This is a genomic window from Singulisphaera sp. GP187, assembly GCF_900129635.1.
Taxonomy (GTDB): Bacteria; Planctomycetota; Planctomycetia; order Isosphaerales; family Isosphaeraceae; genus Singulisphaera.
In genome coordinates this window covers 682925-700436 of the sequence record NZ_FSRB01000002.1, presented here as the reverse complement: position 1 = coordinate 700436, position 17512 = coordinate 682925, and the positions used below count along the sequence as shown (strand labels likewise).

At 63.4% G+C, this 17512-nt stretch carries 14 protein-coding genes; 6 read left to right on the top strand and 8 right to left on the bottom strand.

Annotation, left to right across the window (positions count from 1 at the left end):
- Positions 1-121 precede the first annotated feature (121 nt).
- From BUS42_RS27265 to BUS42_RS27250, 4 genes are all read left to right on the top strand, one after another.
- Complete coding sequence (locus tag BUS42_RS27265; protein WP_074312287.1) at positions 122-1390, top strand: RidA family protein; 1269 nt, start codon at positions 122-124, stop codon at positions 1388-1390.
- 58 nt (positions 1391-1448) lie between these two features.
- Entirely contained in the window at positions 1449-2567 is a 1119-nt protein-coding gene (locus tag BUS42_RS27260; protein ID WP_143206529.1) for a Gfo/Idh/MocA family protein, read from the top strand.
- Between the two features lie 224 nt (positions 2568-2791).
- A complete protein-coding gene (locus BUS42_RS27255) occupies positions 2792-4279 on the top strand; it encodes a neutral/alkaline non-lysosomal ceramidase N-terminal domain-containing protein (protein ID WP_074312285.1) in 1488 nt (495 codons plus the stop codon).
- Positions 4280-4507: 228 nt separating this feature from the next.
- The gene (locus BUS42_RS27250; protein ID WP_074312283.1) at positions 4508-5890 is read left to right on the top strand and encodes a DUF1501 domain-containing protein; all 1383 of its coding nucleotides are present in this window, start codon (positions 4508-4510) and stop codon (positions 5888-5890) included.
- 147 nt (positions 5891-6037) lie between these two features.
- Here BUS42_RS27250 and BUS42_RS27245 read toward each other — a convergent pair whose 3' ends face one another.
- The 5 genes from BUS42_RS27245 to BUS42_RS27230 all read right to left on the bottom strand — a co-directional run bounded on the left by BUS42_RS27245 (position 6038) and on the right by BUS42_RS27230 (position 10274).
- On the bottom strand, positions 6038-6382 hold the full coding sequence (locus BUS42_RS27245; protein WP_015246869.1) for an ArsR/SmtB family transcription factor: 345 nt from the start codon (positions 6380-6382) through the stop codon (positions 6038-6040).
- 452 nt (positions 6383-6834) lie between these two features.
- Positions 6835-6969, bottom strand: coding sequence for a hypothetical protein (locus tag BUS42_RS46065; RefSeq protein ID WP_256386207.1), 135 nt, complete (start codon positions 6967-6969; stop codon positions 6835-6837).
- 791 nt (positions 6970-7760) lie between these two features.
- A complete protein-coding gene (locus BUS42_RS27240; RefSeq protein ID WP_074315385.1) occupies positions 7761-8720 on the bottom strand; it encodes an alpha/beta hydrolase in 960 nt (319 codons plus the stop codon).
- Between the two features lie 133 nt (positions 8721-8853).
- The gene (locus tag BUS42_RS27235) at positions 8854-9483 is read right to left on the bottom strand and encodes a hypothetical protein (RefSeq protein ID WP_074312281.1); all 630 of its coding nucleotides are present in this window, start codon (positions 9481-9483) and stop codon (positions 8854-8856) included.
- Positions 9480-10274, bottom strand: coding sequence for a hypothetical protein (locus tag BUS42_RS27230; RefSeq protein ID WP_074312279.1), 795 nt, complete (start codon positions 10272-10274; stop codon positions 9480-9482). Before BUS42_RS27230 ends, BUS42_RS27235 begins: the two co-directional genes overlap by 4 nt.
- A gap of 885 nt (positions 10275-11159) precedes the next feature.
- Here BUS42_RS27230 and BUS42_RS27225 point away from each other — a divergent pair.
- Entirely contained in the window at positions 11160-12032 is an 873-nt protein-coding gene (locus BUS42_RS27225; protein ID WP_074312277.1) for an HAD-IIA family hydrolase, read from the top strand.
- Positions 12033-12136: 104 nt separating this feature from the next.
- Here the strand turns inward: BUS42_RS27225 and BUS42_RS27220 are convergent, their stop codons facing one another.
- The gene (locus BUS42_RS27220; protein ID WP_074312275.1) at positions 12137-12400 is read right to left on the bottom strand and encodes a hypothetical protein; all 264 of its coding nucleotides are present in this window, start codon (positions 12398-12400) and stop codon (positions 12137-12139) included.
- Positions 12401-12730: 330 nt separating this feature from the next.
- On the opposite strand from BUS42_RS27220, the gene BUS42_RS27215 reads away from it, so the two are divergent.
- Positions 12731-13237, top strand: coding sequence for a DUF2127 domain-containing protein (locus BUS42_RS27215; protein ID WP_074312273.1), 507 nt, complete (start codon positions 12731-12733; stop codon positions 13235-13237).
- Between the two features lie 334 nt (positions 13238-13571).
- Here BUS42_RS27215 and BUS42_RS27210 read toward each other — a convergent pair whose 3' ends face one another.
- Together BUS42_RS27210 and BUS42_RS27205 are read right to left on the bottom strand one after the other, a co-directional pair.
- Positions 13572-14531 (bottom strand): LysR family transcriptional regulator, encoded by a 960-nt coding sequence (locus BUS42_RS27210; RefSeq protein ID WP_074312271.1) that lies wholly within the window; start codon positions 14529-14531, stop codon positions 13572-13574.
- Positions 14532-14730: 199 nt separating this feature from the next.
- Entirely contained in the window at positions 14731-17292 is a 2562-nt protein-coding gene (locus BUS42_RS27205; protein WP_074315383.1) for a DUF1559 family PulG-like putative transporter, read from the bottom strand.
- Between the last annotated feature and the right edge of the window lie 220 nt (positions 17293-17512).

Sequence of the window (17512 nt, the reverse complement as noted above, 5' to 3'; positions counted from 1 at the left end):
GGTTCCAGATCCTTGAGCGAGGGTTCCGCCTCGGCTATCCTCGCGCGATTGGGTCGCGTCGCCCTTCGACGTCGACAAGAGTTCACGACCGCGAAACCGAGTCATCAAAAGGTAAAAGGGCATGACACCAAACGCCTGGGCCGAGCGCTCGCTGCACTTGCTCCGAAGGTCACTCGCCATCGTTTTCGTCGGGCTCGTCCTCTCCAGTGGCTCCCGCGCGGAGGAGCAGGAGAAGCCGAAAGTGCGGTCCATCGGCCCGGACGACTCCACGCAGACTTCGGCGGTGGTCATCGTTCCGAGCTCGATGAACCTGGCGCATACCGCCCAGTTCCTGCCGCTCGACGAGCGCGGCTCGATCGTCGGCCCCGAGCGGGCGGCCGAACAGGCGACCGTGGTGCTCGATCGGCTCGAAGCGGCCCTGAAAGCGGCCGGTTCGGGGCTCGACCGGGTGGTCAAGGTCAACGTTTACGCCGCGCGCGCCGACGTGCTCCCGACGTTCCGCACCGTCTTCAAGGCCCGGATGACAGGGCAGGCCCGACCGGCCGTCACGTTCGTCATCGGCGTCCTGGCTCATCCCGAAGCGCTGGTGGCGATCGATGCGATCGCGGAGACGCCCGAGAGCGTCCGGCCGCTGGCGCCGGCTCCCGCCGGACAGCGTTCGGGCGCACCGCTGGCGATCCTGCCGGCCGGGGCCAGGGTCTACGTCTCCGGGCAGGCCGAACCGAGCATGGACCTGGCCGAAGCAACCCGGGGAACGCTCAAGAGTCTCGGCAAGACCCTGGCTTACTTGGGCCTGGACAAATCGCACGTGGTCCAGCTCAAGGCCTTTTTAGAGCCGATGTCGGCAGCGGCCGTGGTCGAGCGCGAGATGACCGCCTTCTTCGGAGCGGGGGCCGTTCCCCCGTTGGTCTACGTCGAGTGGCGGTCGGGTTCAACGGTGCCGATCGAGATCGAGCTGATCGCGAGAGCGGGGCCTCGGACCGACCTTACGGTCGTCGAAGCCCTGACACCGACCGGGATGAAGGCATCCCCAGTCTTCAGCAAGGTGGTCCGCGTCAACCGCGGGCACCTCGTTTATCTGTCGGGCCTCTACGGCCCCCCCCACGCCAAGGGGACCGAGCAAGTCGAGGCGATCTTCAAGACGCTCGAAAAACTCCTGGCCGAGACGGGGAGTGACTTCCGCCACCTGGCCAAGGCGACCTACTACGTCACCGACGACGAAGCGAGCCGCGCTCTGAACGACTTGCGCCCCAAGTATTACGACGCCAAGATTCCCCCCGCCGCTTCGAAGGCGATCGTCCCGGGGGTCGGGGCCGACGGGACCACCGTCACCCTCGACATGATCGGCGTGACCGTACCCATCGAAGCGAGCCCGACCCCGCCCAAGTGATCCGCCTCGAAGCGTAAGGCGCCAGCCAGGACCGATCTCTATCCTCCGAGCGAGAGCCATGCCGATGTTCCAAGCTCCCTACCGCGCGGCGATCATTGGTCGGACAGGTCGGGGCGACTACGGGCACGGCCTGGACGTCGCGATGCTCAATCAGCCGAAGCTGACGGTCGTCGGCGTGGCCGACGACGACCCCAAGGGACGGGCCGCGGCAGCCAAGCGGTTGGGGGTTGAGCATGCCTATGCGGATTACCGCGAGTTGCTCGACCGCGAAAAACCCCAGTTCGTCGCGGTCGCCCCGCGCTGGATCGACTGCCATAAGGAGATGATCCTCGCATGCGTCGAGCGAGGGATTCACGTCTTCTCCGAGAAACCGCTCGCCCCCACCCTGGCCGATTGCGACGCCATCGTCACGGCCTGCGAGCGGTCGCACACCAAGCTCGCCATGGCCTTTCAGTCCCGCTACAGCCCCCGGTTCGAGCGCGTCAAGGAACTGATCGCCAACGGGGCGATCGGCGAGGTGCTCGAGTTCCGCGGCCGAGGTAAAGAAGACAGACGCGGCGGCGGGGAGGACCTGATGGTCCTGGGGTCGCACATCATGGACCTGATCCGCGGCTTCCAAGGGGACGCCGCCTGGTGCTTCGCTCGCGTCACGGAAGCGGGACAGCCGATCGGAAAAACGCAGATCCGCCAGGGGGCCGAAGGGCTCGGCCTGCTCGCGGGCGACCGGGTCGACGCGATGTTCGGCTTCACGGCGAATCCGGCCGTCGCCCACTTCGCGACCTCTCGGCCCAAACAACCGGGCCAGCGGTTCGGGCTTCAGATTCTCGGGTCGAAGGGCCGGATCGACCTCGGAACCGGCTGGGTGCCTCCGGCCTATCTGCTGGCCGACCCGACCTGGAGCGGGGCCGAAAAAGGCACGAAGTGGGTCGAGATCACGAGCGACGGGGTGGGCAAGGCCGAGACTCTGGGCGCCAACAGCCTCCCCGAAGCGAACCGGCTGATCGTGGCCGACCTGATCCAGGCCGTCGAGAATGACATCCAGCCTCGCGTGAGCGTCTATGACGGTCGAGCCTCCATTGAGATGATCCTCGCCTGCTATGCCTCGCAACTCCGCCGCGGCCCGGTGGAGATGCCCCTGACCGAACGTTCCCACCATCCGCTCGAGTGGCTCGGCTAAGAAACGATCCCAGGCGGAATCCGCTCGCAACGCCCGAGAGACCTCGCTCGCTTCAAGAGTTCTTGGAATCGTTGCGAAAGCAAGCCTCACCGTCAACCAGGCGACGGCGACTGCCCTTGCACGGTTCCATTGGTGTCTCATCAACCTCCTTCCCCGGCTCCCAACCCTTGAAGCCGGGACGAACCCGCCCTCCATGCGCCCGACACCCAGAAAGGCTAGAACCGATGAGGATTGCAAAATCCCCCCACCGCGACCGGTCAATTCGCTTCATGACGATCGCGATCGCCTGCACGGCGATTGGCCTCACCCTCCCGGGATGGAGCCGCTCCGCGCGGGCGGCCGATCCCAAGCCTGGCTTTCGCGCCGGGGCCGCGACCAGCAACATCTCGCCCTGGCTCGGGATGTCGATCAACGGCAATATGCACGACGGCAAAACCACTCACATCCACGATGAGCTGCACGCCCGTGCCTTGGTGCTCGACGACGGCAAGACGAAGCTGGCGATCATCGTCTGCGATAGCTGCATGATCCCCCGCGAGGTCATCACCAACGCGAAGCGACTGATCCGCGAACGATCCCACCTCGAGCTCGACCACGTCCTGATCTCAGCGACCCATGCCCACTCGTGCCCGACGGCCGGCAGCGTCTTCCAAAGCGACCCGGATCCGGAATACTTGCAGTTCCTCGCCGTGCGGATTGCCGACGCCGCCCAGCGCGCCATCAACAACCTCGAGCCGGCCAAGATCGGCTGGGGCACGGGCAAGAATGCGGAACAAGTTTTCAACCGGCGTTGGAAGATGAAGCCGGGGACAATCCCCGCCGATCCGTTTGGAAAGACCAACGACCGCGCCAAGATGAACCCAGGGATCGCCAACCCGAACCTGGTCGAGCCCGCCGGACCGATCGACCCCGAGGTCCCGGTCATCTCGGTCCGATCCGCCGCGGGGCAGCCGATCGCGCTCCTGGCCAACTACTCGCTCCACTACGTCGGCGGCGTCGGCGCGGGGCATGCCTCGGCCGACTACTATGGCGCGTTCGCCGATCGCACCAAAGAATTGATCGAAGGCGACCGGCTCGATCCGCCGTTCGTGGCCATGATGTCCAACGGCACCAGTGGTGACATCAACAACATCAATTTTCGCGAGGCACACAAACCGACCCCGCCGTACGGCCGGATCAAACTGGTCGCCAATGAACTGGCCACCGAGGCGGTCCGGGTCGCACGCTCCGTCGAGTACCACGACGCGGTCACGCTCGACGCGCGGGCGGCCGACTTGAAGCTCGGCGTGCGGCAACCGAACCCGGAAGAACTGGCCGCGGCCGAAGCCACCATCGCCCGCGCCAAGAAAGGACCCGACCTGAGCACGGTTCCCGAGCTCTATGCGCGGGAATCGATCCTCTTGAGCAAGTATCCCAAGCAAGTTGATGTGAACGTGCAGGCATTGCGGATCGGTGGCCTGGCGATCGTCGCGATCCCCTGCGAGGTGTTCGTCGAGATCGGCCTCAAGCTCAAGGCCGAGAGCCCGATCAAGCCGGCGTTCACGATCGAGCTGGCCAACGGCTACAACGGCTACCTCCCCACCAAGGAGCAGCATGAGTTGGGCGGCTATGAAACCTGGCGGGCACGGTCGAGCTACCTGGAGGTCGACGCCGCCTCGAAGATCACCGCCAAGGCACTCGACCTGCTCCAAGAACTTGAGAAGGCCCGCTAAAAGCAGGTCCGGCTCTTCCCTCTGCCTGGGATTCACGGGTGGGCACAGCCCACCCGTGAATCGGCTCGGGAGTGCCAGCTCCCGGTCTGCCGTGAAATCGAGAGCGACGACGAAGCGAGAAGAAGCGGCCAAATCAATCCGCCGGGGCCGGGCTTGACAAAAGTCGGAAAGGCCTCGAAATTAACAAGCGTTCAATCCAAGGATAAGAGCCAGTCGAGGGTGGCTGCCATGCTCAAGATCTTCGGCGGAGGCGCACCTGATTGCGACGGGACCACCCGGCGCAGCTTCCTCCAGGCGGGGATGCTCGGGCTCGGCGGCCTGGCGTTGCCGGACCTGCTTCGCCTCCGAGCCTCGGGGGCAACGGCACCGACAGCGACAGCGACGATGACAGCGGGCAATGAGCGCAGCGTCATCCTCTTCTGGCTGAGCGGCGGACCCGGCCACATGGAGACCTGGGACCCCAAGCCTGAAGCGCCCGCGGGATTTCGCGGCCCGTTCGGCTCGATCGCCACCAGCGTCCCAGGGGTCCGCTTCGGCGAGCTCCTGCCCGAGCAGGCGCGGTTGATGGACCGGCTGGCGATCCTCAGGACGGTCAATCACGGCACCGGGGACCACACCAAAGGGAACCACTGGATGCTGACCGGCTACGAAGGGCCGGCGTTCAATGCCCCGGACAACCGAATTCAGCGCAGGCCCGCGATGGGGGCGGCCGTGGCCCGGCTCAAGGACTCGAGACGCCCCGGGCTCCCCTCCTACGTCGCCGTGCCCAACCTCCGCGGCGGGACGGACAACCTCTTCCACTACTCGGCCTACCTCGGCGGGTCGGCCAACCCGTTCATCGTCGAGTCAGACCCGAACGATGCGGCCTTCCAGGTCAAGAACCTGAAGCTACCGGGGGGGATCTCGATCAAGCGACTGGAAGACCGGCGCCTCACGCTACTCGCCATGGACCAGCTCCGCCGCGACCTTGACCCCACGCTCCGCGACCTTGACGCCTACTATCAGCGTGCCTTCGACATGCTCACCGGCCAATCGGTGGCCGACGCATTCGATATCAGCGCCGAGCCCGCCGCCGTCCGCGAGCGCTACGGCCGGCACAGCTTCGGCCAGAGCGCCCTGATGGCCCGCCGACTCGTCGAAGCAGGCACACCTTTTGTCACCGTCAACTGCGTCCCCTGGGACCACCATGGGACGGCCCCCCAGCTCAAGACCGAGGAAGGGGCCAAAAAACTGATTCCGCCCCTCGACCGCGCCCTCGCCGCCTTGATCGCGGACCTGATCGAACGAGGCCTGTACGAGTCAACACTCGTCGTTGCCATGGGCGAGTTCGGCCGGACGCCGAGGATGAACAAGGATGCCGGTCGCGACCACTGGGGCAACACCTTCAGCGTCCTGATGGGCTGCGGCTCCATGCGAATGGGCCAGGTCATCGGCCGTAGCAGCCAGCGCGGCGAGCATGTCGTGGACCGACCGATCAGCCCCCAGGACGTCGCCGCAACGGTCTATCACCACCTCGGGATCGACGCCAGAGCCGTCACCTTTGAAGATCGGACCGGACGGCCCACCTACCTCATCGAGAACGGCGATCCCATTCGCGAGCTACTCGTCTAACCTCGGCATCTGATTGCGTCCAATTATGCCGATTTTTCCACCCAGCCCCAACGCATGAGCGCATGTCATGGCCTGGGTAAACGCAAACCACCCGGCGGATGCCGGGTGGTTTGCGTTTGCGCGGAGAGCTTATGGGCTCGCGTTGCGTCAGGCGATGACCGACTTGACGACCTTGGCCAGCTCGTCGCCGATCTCGGTCAGAGCGTAGAAGTTGTTCTTGCCCTGGCGGCGCGGGGCGATGATTCCACCGTGGCGGAGCAGGGCCAGGTGGTGGCTGACGGCGGGCTGGCTCTGGTTCAGGTGCTCGCCCAAGGCTCCGACGTGCTTCTCACCTTCGGCGAGCATCAGGATGATCTGAAGCCGGGTCGGGTCACTGACCTGCTTCAGCAGGTTTGCGGCGCGCTGGGCCTGCTTGAGTCGCAGCGCGGCCTCTTTCTGGGCTTTGGTCGGTTTGGGTGCCGTTGCTTTGGCCGCAGCAGACGCAGTCGCCATCGAGATCATCCTCCAAAGTCGATCCCTCGAAGTTCGCCACGGGAAGTCCGCACGGGCTTCGAGGACCTAGAACACGAACATAGCCACCGTCAACAGAGGGAAAACGGCTGAGTTGAGTGGAAGATAGGCCACTCATTCTTGTGCTTAGACTCAACGTCGGCCTTGACAGCCGCCGGGGTGAGAATCCGAAGACTTCGCGTGCCGTGGAAAAGGAATATATCATAACTTCGGTGCTTGACGACATAATCTTAGCACCAGCGTCAATACCTATCAAGAGGAAATGGAGGATGCGCCAAATTGGATTTTTACTATTAGAATAAACACACATCATGAGGGTCAGGCGGTCGAAACCCGAGCAGATCCAAGTCGATCGGCGGCGGAACAAGTGAACTGAGGTGATTCAGGTTCAAAACCAGGCGGGTGGAAACGATCATCGCGGATGGGACGACGATCTATGTACTGGCGGTGATCTTTCTCGCAACGCTGATCCGTTCGGCATCAGCGTTGCCCTCGTCGCGATACCACGGCGCGCCTTGCTGATTCCGGCCGAAGGCGCCGCCCCGCTTGGCGGTGCTCGCCTCGATCACGTTGGCCGGAATCCTCGTTACCCCGGACTGAAAATACGTTCACCTCGACAGTGCCCGGGCTGGCCCGCTTCCCCTGAGGCCTCCGGGCGGGGACGACCGTCGCAGAGCCAACCGTCACGTCGATTCTCGCCATTCTAATCATACTTTTCTCAACCTATGCCTTGGTTGGCCGAAGTCAGTTCATGCTCACGGATGACCGATCATCTTTAGGCCCTCGGCTTCGCCGCGAACGACCCCCTGGGCCGTCGCCAACCGCCGGATGGATCCAGGTTTCTTCATCCGCGACGCGCACCTCGGTCTTATTGCGATCAGGAGGGTTGGGCTCAGCCAAGTGATCGGGAGAGAGGAGCGATCGCAAGGGGAGGGGCAGGGTGGTGGGGGGGGACGCGGGCGGGGGCGGGGGCGGGAGTGATAAGGCGGGAGGCGGAATCTCGACTTGCCGATGTGGCGGTTTGTTGGAATCTTTCAGTGGCCCGGCCGGCGGGAAGTTCCCCGGCTGTCCACCTTATTTTTTTCAACGACCCGATCCAGGGCGAGGAAGCCGCTCGCACCTCGTTCCCACGGTCCTCCGTGGGAATGCAGTCTTGGATGCTCTGCGTCCTCGGCTTGCGAGGGCCAGACGACGCGGAGCGTCGGGGACGGCATTCCCACGGAGGACCGTGGGAACGAGGGGGGGGATTCCTCGCACTCTGGCGGGTCGTTGTTTTTTTCGGATTTCCAACGGCCGGGCCGGGTAACATGCCCCATCCTTGATAATGACGATCGCAAATCGAACGGATCCTCAGACGGAATCAAGGCTTCGAGCTCGAATCCTTGGATTTCTTGAGGTGCTCATCAAACCAATCGACGAAGAGGAGCACGTCCTTGTCGATCTGGGGCCAGCCGTGAACCGCGCCTGGCTTGGGGACCAGCTTCGCCTCGACGTTCGCTTTCTTGAGTTTCTCGACGATCAGCTCCGCTTGCTGGATCGGGACCAGCTTGTCGGCGTCGCCATGAATGATGAGGGTCGGGGGATCGTCCGAGCTTACGTGGGTGATCGGCGAGATTTGTTCGCCGATTTCCTGGATCTTGGCCTCGTCGGTGATTCGTTCGAATCGGCCGGTGGTCTTGTCAGCCTCATGGAAGTCGAAAGGGGCCTGAAAACCTTTGAGCGTCCCCCGGCCGATCGCGTTCTCGCCCGGCTTGCCGTAATTCAAGAAGTCGGTGGGCGGGAAGAAGCAGGCGACCGCCTGCACGCGGCTGGAGGTTCGGTCGACGGCATCCTTGGAATCCGCCTTGCCAAGATCGCCCGCGGTCCCCTGCATGAGCGAGAGGTGTCCCCCCGCCGAGGCGCCGAAGATGCCGAGCCGCTCGGGGTCGATTCCGTACTCTTTTGCATGATAACGAATAAAACGGATCGCTCGATTCATATCGGTGAGCACTTCGGGGATGGTGAACTTCGGCTGACTGCCGTGAACCACGGCAAAGACGGTGTAACCTCGGTCAAGCAACGGCTTGACGAACGGGGGCTCGGGAGGAATCGTGTCATGCGATGAAAACCAGCCGCCGCTGACAACCCAGATGACTCCCAGCCCATTCGTATCCTGCTTGGGCGTGAAGACGTCCAACGTCAGCGCAGTGCCGTACTTCCGGCCGTAGACAACGTCGACCTTACGGGTAAACGTGGGCTCATCGGCCGACCAGCCGATCGTAGGCAGAACAAACAGGGCGAGCGCCAGGCCGAGGGCCGCCGGTCGAAGATCGCGATTCATGGTGGGAGTCTCGAGAAGAGGGTGGTACGATCCCCAAAAGGAGGGCCCGCCGATGATAACAGGCAGGCAAGGCCCGAGAAAAGGATCGAGCTCCCTCGAAATCAAGACGACGGCCGGCGGAATTCGGCCCGGCTCAACGCGCCCACACATCGACGATCATCCGGGCGACCACGACGTATGCATTCTCGCCGGCGCCGCTCCGGAAGAACTGCACCGGAGCGCCCGGCGAACCGATAAACGGGCGCAAACTCCAACCCATCTGGATCCCCACGAACGCGTAGAGGACAATCCAGGTCCGCAGGAGCCAGCGATGCCGCGGCGACCGGGCAATGAGCGGACGGTAGGCGCGAGCCAGGACGATCTGAGCGGCCAGGCTGGCGACGGCGAACATGGCGGCGTTAAACAGGATCGCCGCGTAATAGTCCGCCGACGAGGCATACCAGAGCACGGTCAAAGGCGCCAGCGCCACCAGCACGATCGTCACGGTGGCCTGCGAGCCCGCAATCGCCCGGACCGCCTCGGCGATATCGCCACGAAGTCCGAGAAGCGTATTCATGACGAGATAACTCGGCAGGCTCAACAGTAAGGTCGCCAGCAGCAGCAACGGGACCTTGACGGCCGAGTAGACCACCTGCCAGATCAGCCCGCCGAAGGCCCCCATCACGCTCCCGTAGACCAGGCCGCAAAGCACGAGCAAGGTCCAGGGATAGGTGGATGAGCGTCCTCGGAGCACGGCCTCGGCCCGGCTCACCAGTTGTCTCATGAGAGCAGGCTCGCCAGGGCCGACCAGACCGCCTCGAAAAAGTTCGACTCCCGCCCCCGGAACCAGGCAAAGGGGCGGCCCGGATCACCGACGAACGGCCGGAGCACCCAACTCATCTGGGCGCCGACGAGCCCGAACAGGATCACCCAGCAACGAAACAAGGCCTTCACATGGCGGCCGAGCACCTGGTCCTCAAGCGAGTCCAACGCGCTCGGAGCCGTAGCATCATGCGCTTCCCCCTTCGCCTCGCCCACCCACTCGGTTGCCTCGGTCGCCGCGGGCTCGCGAGGGACGATGCTCAGCCGGTGCAAGGTCTGGAGCAAGAAGACCAACCCCATCGTCCCGGAAACCGCGAAAACCAGGACGTTGATCACGATCATAAACGCATATGTGCTCGTACTCACCGAGAAAAAGGCGATGATCGGTCCGAGCGAGGCCAAGACCGCGACCATGACGGCCATCGCGGCCAAGAGCAGCCGGAGGACCGAGTCCACGTCGAGCCGAGACCCTACCAACGCGTTGAAGACGTAGAGCGAAGGAAAGGTCACGATCAAAGTCAAAAAGAAGAGAGCAGGTACCTTCACGGTCGACGCAAGCAATTGCCAGTAGGACGGCCCACCGGCCTTGAGCATGGCGAAGCTCCCCATGCAGGCGCCATAGAGCATCGCCAGAACCACCAACACGATCGCGAGCCCCCCCAGGCGTACCTCGATCGTCCCACGACGCAACGCTGACAGCCGCGTCGCTTCCCCCCTCAAAATGCGGTCGAGATCCTTCCACCACGCCGTCATCACGACATCCTCCTCCGTAGGTGGGTCACTTCGCTCCTCGGGCCTTTACTTTGCAATCCAAAGAACTCTGCGTCAAGAAGAACTTTAGACGAATAACAACCAAAGCCACGCGGCATGTTTCCCGAAGGCAACGCGAATGTCAATCGTGAGAACCATTGAATCACAAGAATCATCGACCACGCATCACCATTGAATTCTAATTTGCGATTTGAAGGCCTTTTACAAATCTATTGCATCAACAATAAACACAACTTTTTCGCCAGACCCAAAGGATACTGGGATCTCGTTCCCACGCTCTGCGTGGGAATGCCGTCCCCGACGCTCCGCGTCGTCTTCCCCGGCGGGTGGGGGCCGCAGAGCGGCCAAAACGGCATTCCCACGCCGAGCGTGGGAACGCGTTTCTCCTGCGAATTTCGGCCTCCGGGGCAAACAGACGGCCCGGTTTCCTGGCGACAGACTCGACAACGGCGGGAGATTCGATCCGACCTCAAGCGCCATCCCACCGGAGAATGCGGCAGGCTCAAGGAACCATTACTTTACCCTCATATCTTCTTCAAAATTGTCGATTCCGCGTTCCTCATTCACGGTTTTCTTACGCGATCGTGCCTTCGGGTCAGGGAAGATTGCCTAGTAGTCGGGCAGTGCCACGCGGTCCTCGAACCCTTCCGGTTTCACTTTTGATGGCCGTAAACACCGACAGTCCCAGTGTTTCGATACGAATCGCCGGGCTGCGCCACGTTCACGATTCGACACTGGTATGCCATTCGCAATCCATAACCGATGTCGCGGCAGGCCGCCGGGTACCACCGGCTTCCTCTTCTCCGGAACGGGCCGGGATGGCGTGCTGTGTTTTCAAATACAAGAACGAGGGAGAATTTCAAGTCAATGCTTGGTTATTTGATCGACATGGACGGCGTGATTTACCGGGGCGGCCAACTGATCCCCGGTGCCGACCACTTTATCAACGAGCTCCGCAAAGCGGAGGTCCCGTTCCGATTCCTGACCAACAATAGCCAGCGGACTCGTCGCGACGTGGCGACCCGACTCCAGCGCCTCGGAATCGACGTGGAGGAGGAACACGTCTATACCTGCGCCATGGCGACCGCCCGGTTCTTGGCCCATCAAACGCCAAGGGGCACCGCCTACGTGATCGGCGAAGGGGGGCTGCTGACGGCCCTCCATGAGAACGGCTACTCGATCGTGGACCGAGACCCTGACTATGTCGTCGTCGGCGAAGGGCGAACGATCAGCTTCGAGATGGTCGAGGCCGCCCTCGAAATGATTCTGAAAGGGGCGAAGCTCGTCGCCACCAACCTCGATCCCAACTGCCCGACCGTCTCGGGGCTCCGCCCCGGCTGTGGTGCCACCGTGGCGATGCTCGAGACGGCCAGCGGCGTCAAGGCGTTCAGCGTGGGAAAACCGAGCCCGTACATGCTCCGTGGCGCGCGCAAGGAACTGGGGCTGACGACCGACCAGACCGTGGTGATCGGTGACACGATGGACACCGATATCCTCGGCGGCGCGCAGCTCGGATTCAAGACGATCCTGGTTCTCAGCGGCGGCACCAACCGCGAAGACCTGGACCGCTTCGCCTACCAGCCGGACCGAATCGTTGAGTCGATCGCCGACCTCGATCACGCCGACCTGATCAACGGATTCACCGGCATCGCCCCCCCGACGGCCCGCAGTCGAAGCCACGGAAGGCCACGGCAGGAAGCCGCCCTTTCGGCCGTCTCAGACCGAGATTGGCAGCGATAAGTCAGAAGCAGGAAACCGTCCGGCCGACGTGGCGACCCGAATGCCTTGGCTCTCGCATTCGGGTCGCGACCAAGGGGAAAAAAAGGGGAGCGGAGACGGGCCGATCAGCAGCAGCCGGCCAGGCAGGGCATGCAAAGGGGCGACCGGTTGCCGGCTCGCCCCTTCTCGCTGCGCGGGGCCGTCGGCACGAACGACCGGGGACGAGCTTCGTGATCGACCTCGACCGCTTCGTCCTCGTGCGCCAGCAGGACCGACAGACGATTCCTCAGCACCGTGGCTTCGGGCAACATCAAGTCGGGCGCACACAGGCGATCCATGAGGTTGCTCAGGGCCTCGAACCGCTCGGTCATTTTCTCCATTCTCACCATCGCGGGGTCCCTTCTCATTCGCTCCCTTGAGTCGACTCCTCAGACGTCCGGCCTCGGACCCAAGGGAATCGACACCGTTCAGACCCAGAGTCCCGGTCCAAGGTTCACCACCCCGAGAACGACCAGCGGATTCCAAACCGATCTCGTTCGTGCCTCGGACATTGCGGCACACACCTCGTCACCACGAGAACGGTTCGAGGCGGACTCCCAAGCGGTCCGATCCACGGCTCGTCTCTTGCGGCGATCGCGTGAGGCTCGACGTCGACCCCCGTCTCGGATTAGCCTCGAAGCGGCCTCGGCCCGATCGACAACACGCCAAGGGATGACCTCATGAGTTCGCCTTCCGAGCAGAGCACGTTGGGCTTGCGCCTCATTGGAGCGTTGAAGCTGGGCACCGCCCTGATGCTCGGGGCCGCCGGATTCGGGATCTTTCGGCTCCTGAATCACGACCTTGGCAAGGTCGTGGAGGATTTTGCGTTGCGGCTCCATCTCGACCCCGACAGTCGCCTGATTCACGCGGTCCTCGACCGGGTGGATGGAATCAACCGGGGCCAGCTCGAAGCACTCGGCCTGGGAACATACTTCTACGCGCTGCTGGAGTTCGTCGAAGGGGTCGGCCTCCTCCTGAAGCGGCGCTGGGCCGAGTACCTGACCATCCTGGCCACCGTCCTACTCCTCCCGCTGGAATTTTACGAACTGGCGCACAAAGTCAACCGGTTCCGGGTCATGATCCTCCTGGCCAACCTCGCGATCCTGGTCTACCTGATCTTCAAACTCCGCCGCAAAGAGGGGCACTCGACCAAGTTGGGAGCGGGCACGCCGAGCGAGTCGCCCTGAAACTTTGGGCCTGGATTAGGGCGACACAAGGGATCGGCATTGAGGAGGAGGGACAGGGAGCTCACGCTCCCCGCTCGCCTTTTCAGGCGAGCGAAATCCACCCAGAGGTCAGCGGTCGCTCGCCCCAAGGCGAGCGGGGAGCGTGAGCTCCCTGTCTTCCTGAGGCGAGAACGCAGGACAGGGTCACGTCCCTACCGACCACTCTTCTTGGGACCGCAGGCATCTCACCCGCTGCAGAGGGTAGGGATTCGAGCGATTTTCGACCGGCGGGATCACTGACAGACCCCAGCCACCCAGACCCGACACACTCCGAGATCAGCAATTTTCAATATTTTCAAGCGGAGGACGACTTGGGGACTCGCTTCAGTCGCTCTTTGACGACGTCCATGAAGGTGATCGCCGATTGGAACGGCGGCGCCCCTTTCCGGCGGACCTGATAGACGACGGTCCCACCGAAGTGGCGGTTCATGACCCGATGGTGGAGCCCCGGGTGAGGCGCCGAGAGGGATGAGGAAAAGATCAAGCCAATCCCAAAACCCATCCTTACATACTCACAGACCGTTGCAGTAAAGATCGCCTCGACCAGCTTCGGTTCCGACAACGACACACCGGCCTTATCGAGAACGGCCGTGACGCTGAGGTCGGGGATCCCGCGCAGGCCGTTGAGCAGCGGATATCCGGCGAGGTCGGCCGGACGAACGTGGCGGCGGAGAGCGAGGGGATGGTCGATGGGCGTGACGAGGGTGATATCCACCTCGTAGACCGGTTGAAACTCGAGCCAGGGGTTGAGCCGGACCAGGTCGGGCCCACGATCGTGCAGCAGGCCGACGTCGGCTTCACCGGACTCGACGATGGCGAGGATCTGGTCGTCCCACAGTTCCTTGAGCGTCAACTGGACATCGGGCTGGCACCGGTGGAACTCCGCGGCGCACTCGGGCAAGTCTTCGGCCAGGATGCGCGGCGACGCAGCGAGCACCAGGCGCGGCGCTAACTGAGCCCGGGCCTCGCTAAACCGGCGCTTGAGCGTCGCGGCCCCCGAGACCAACGGACCGATCAGGTCGGCGAGCAACCGACCGGCCTCGGTGAGCCGACAACCCCGCCCGCGCGGTTCGAGCAGGCGCTCACCGAAGTCGAGTTCCAAGGCGCGGACCTGCTGCCAAACCGTCGGATTCGCTAATCCGAGACTCTTTGCCGCGGCGGAAAAGCTCCCTAACCGAGCCGTCTCGTGAAAGCTCCGCAATTGTTGAGCAGTAGTGTCCTTATAGACGCGTGACTTCGCGGAGAGGCGGCCCATGGAAAACCCTTCGTCTTAGACTAACAGGGTATTCGATCAATGGCCTCCACTATACGCCAGGGCGTCCCGCTCGTCGAGCATCCCCTTTGAGACTTGAGGGTGTGATGACTTCGTCCCAACCGAAACGATCCAACCCAAGCAATCCCCCCGCTCCGAGACAAGGTTGAGCCTGCCTCGGAGAGCGGGGGAGATCGATCGCTCAGAACGCGTCCGAGCCGATCACCTCGCCGCCGTTGCGGGTAATCAGCGCTCTGAGAACGACGGTATTGATCGTTTGTTGAATGAACCGAACCGATCCGTCCAGGAAGCATGCGTTGAAGCCCCCCGGGAAGTGTCCTCCCAACATCCCCTGGAGTTTCTTGACGTTGGCCGGGTCGAGATTCATGGCAAACGGAATCTCCTCGTCGGGCTTGGTCCAGACGACGGCATCCTTCGCCTCCACGATACCAAGCGTGACTGAGGTTCCGTCGGTGATGTTAGCCAGCCCGACGCCCACCCCCTCCTTTTGCTTGTCATCAAACAAAGTCGACGGGCCGGAGAACCCGCGATAGTACGTCTTGCCCGGCTCGACCTTGGCCCCCGGAATGAGGTAGACCTTCGGCATCCGCGGGATCAGGGCCTTGTTGTGGGGACTGTCCCACGGCTCATCGTGCTTGAACTCGTTGTAGAGCGCGGCCTGTTCCAGGTAGGGAAGGATTGCCACCCTCCAGCTCAAGAGCGGCTTCTTGTTCTTGCCATAGGTGGCTTGCGGCGGGAACGTATTGTTCGCGGCATGAAAGTTATGCAACGCGAGCGCGATCTGCTTCAGGTTGTTCACCGACTGGCTGCGCTGGGCGGCGACGCGTGCCGACTGGGTGGCCGGCAAAAGTATCGCCACGGCGACCGGGGCCAGGACTACGGGGTTGAACACGGGGAAGGCCTCGCGGGTGGTGTATTCCACCGCTTGATCGTCGGCTGTGAGCGTGAACACCGACGGAAACAGAAACGGACGAACCTCCTCGGGGGTCGGGATCGTGTCAGGATCGATCTCAAGCCCGGCGACGAAACTTTGTTGCAAAGGCATCAGTATCCCGGGTCTGCCCGGCTGAACTTGGCGAAACTGGGGTCTCATGAACCGAGGCCCGACGAACGCCTGCCCCCATTGCACCAGCAGAGGAACGTTGGCGATCAACTCGGGCAAGAGCGAGCGGCGCTCGTCGATCACGCTCGCCATGATCGCGCGGCGGGGGAGCCGGTTGAGCGAGAGAGCCAGCGGATCCGAGGCCGGTAATGGGGCAACACGCTCCTGAAGCTCCAAGGTCGCTCGGGCATCCTCCGGGTTGCTGGCGAAAATGAGCGATGACTTCCTCAGGATGAAGGTCGGCCGGAATCCGGCCGGCAAGGGGGCGACCGACGGTGAGATCGACACCGAGTAGCCGTGCGCAACGCCCTTGAGCGGATGGACCCGGACGGGCGGGGGCTTCTTGTTCGCCTCGAACTGATCCCGGAAATAGCCCTCTGTCTTGCTGACGGCGCCGTCGAGGAGCTTGGCGAAGGCCGCCTGGTCCTTCACTTCAAGAATCGCCGAGAAGCGTGGCGTTCGCAGAACGCCCTGCGCCAGCCCAGCCACAACCTGGCTCGGCGCATCGCCTCGGGTCGGCAGGGAGAAGTAGGTCACCTTGGATCCGAGCTGAGCCAGCAGGTCGTCGCGAATCCGGAGGCCGGTCACGGTGCGGAACGCGATCTCGGTCGACTCGAGCGTCTGGCGGCCCGCGGGGTTTGTCGCGTTGAGTCCGGCCACGAACCGGTCGTAGACCCCTCCAAGATCGACCGAGAAGGCCGTGACTCCCGCCAGGCCCGGGGGCAGTGCGGCGAGGCTCTCGGGGCCGAAGGTGGGCTGGTCGAACAACGCGAGCAGTCCCGAGCGCGGGGCAGGGGCCACCAGGCGGGTCACGGTCATCAGCGCATCCCCCTGAATGCCCCAGCGGTATTCGAGCCGCTTGACCCGGTCGAGACCGAAGGCGGCCGCCTGGGGAGGCAAGGGAGCGAAGGCGGAGAGATCGGCGAAGGCGAGGCCGACCGGGGTGAAACCGTCGACGACACGCGCGAGCGCGACCCGGTCTGGGTGGGCGGTCGCGTCGGGCCGGCCCCCATCAAGGGCCTCGATCATCACGTCGGCCCCCGCCGGAGAAAGCAGGCTGAGCGCGAGGTCGTCTCCTTCCTGCCACCAGGCGACGCGAGGCTCGGTCCCTCCTTCGATCGAGAGCGTTCGGCCTTTGGGCTTGGCGACCGACTGCGGCTTCGCGTCGGGGTTGCCGGTCGATGCAATAAACTTCTCGACCACCGCCCGGACCTGGCCCTTGGCCCCGCCTCGAAACACGAGGCCGACCCAGACCGGACGGGGCTGGCCGGGGTTCCGGACGATCGCGACGGCGAAGCCATGCCGAATCAGGTGCTCGGCCAAGATCCGCAGCTCGCCCACTTCGGGCGTGGTCCCCGTCGTGTTCGGACGGAGCCGCCCGGCGAGTTGAACGAGTACGGTTTCGAGCATGGCGCCGGTGGGGGTCCCGCTCAAGAGCCGATAGGCCGCCGTCTTCCGCCAGAGTTCGCCGTGCGTGTCGAGCCCGTCGAATTCGGCGTAGACCGCCAGGTCCTCTTTCGGAAAGTAGTGGGCCAACGGCGCGGCCGCGGCGGCCTCAAGGAATGGGGACGCGGTGAGAAGGGCCACGACCCCAGCCCACAACCTCAAATGCATCTTGATACAGCCAATTATCGATTTCATGACCTCATCCTCCTTGGGACGATATTGAGGTGATGCGAAGTCGAGCATACTCGCCACTTAAACCACGATCGCTGTTTCGTCTTCCCCCCCCTGGGACCGCGGGCGACCCGCCCGCAATTGATTAATAAATGCATTAATTAACAAACAAGAGCGGGCGGGTCGCCCGCGGTCCCAGGGGGGGGAAGACGATCCCAATTCGAGGTATTCCGTTGAATTCGGG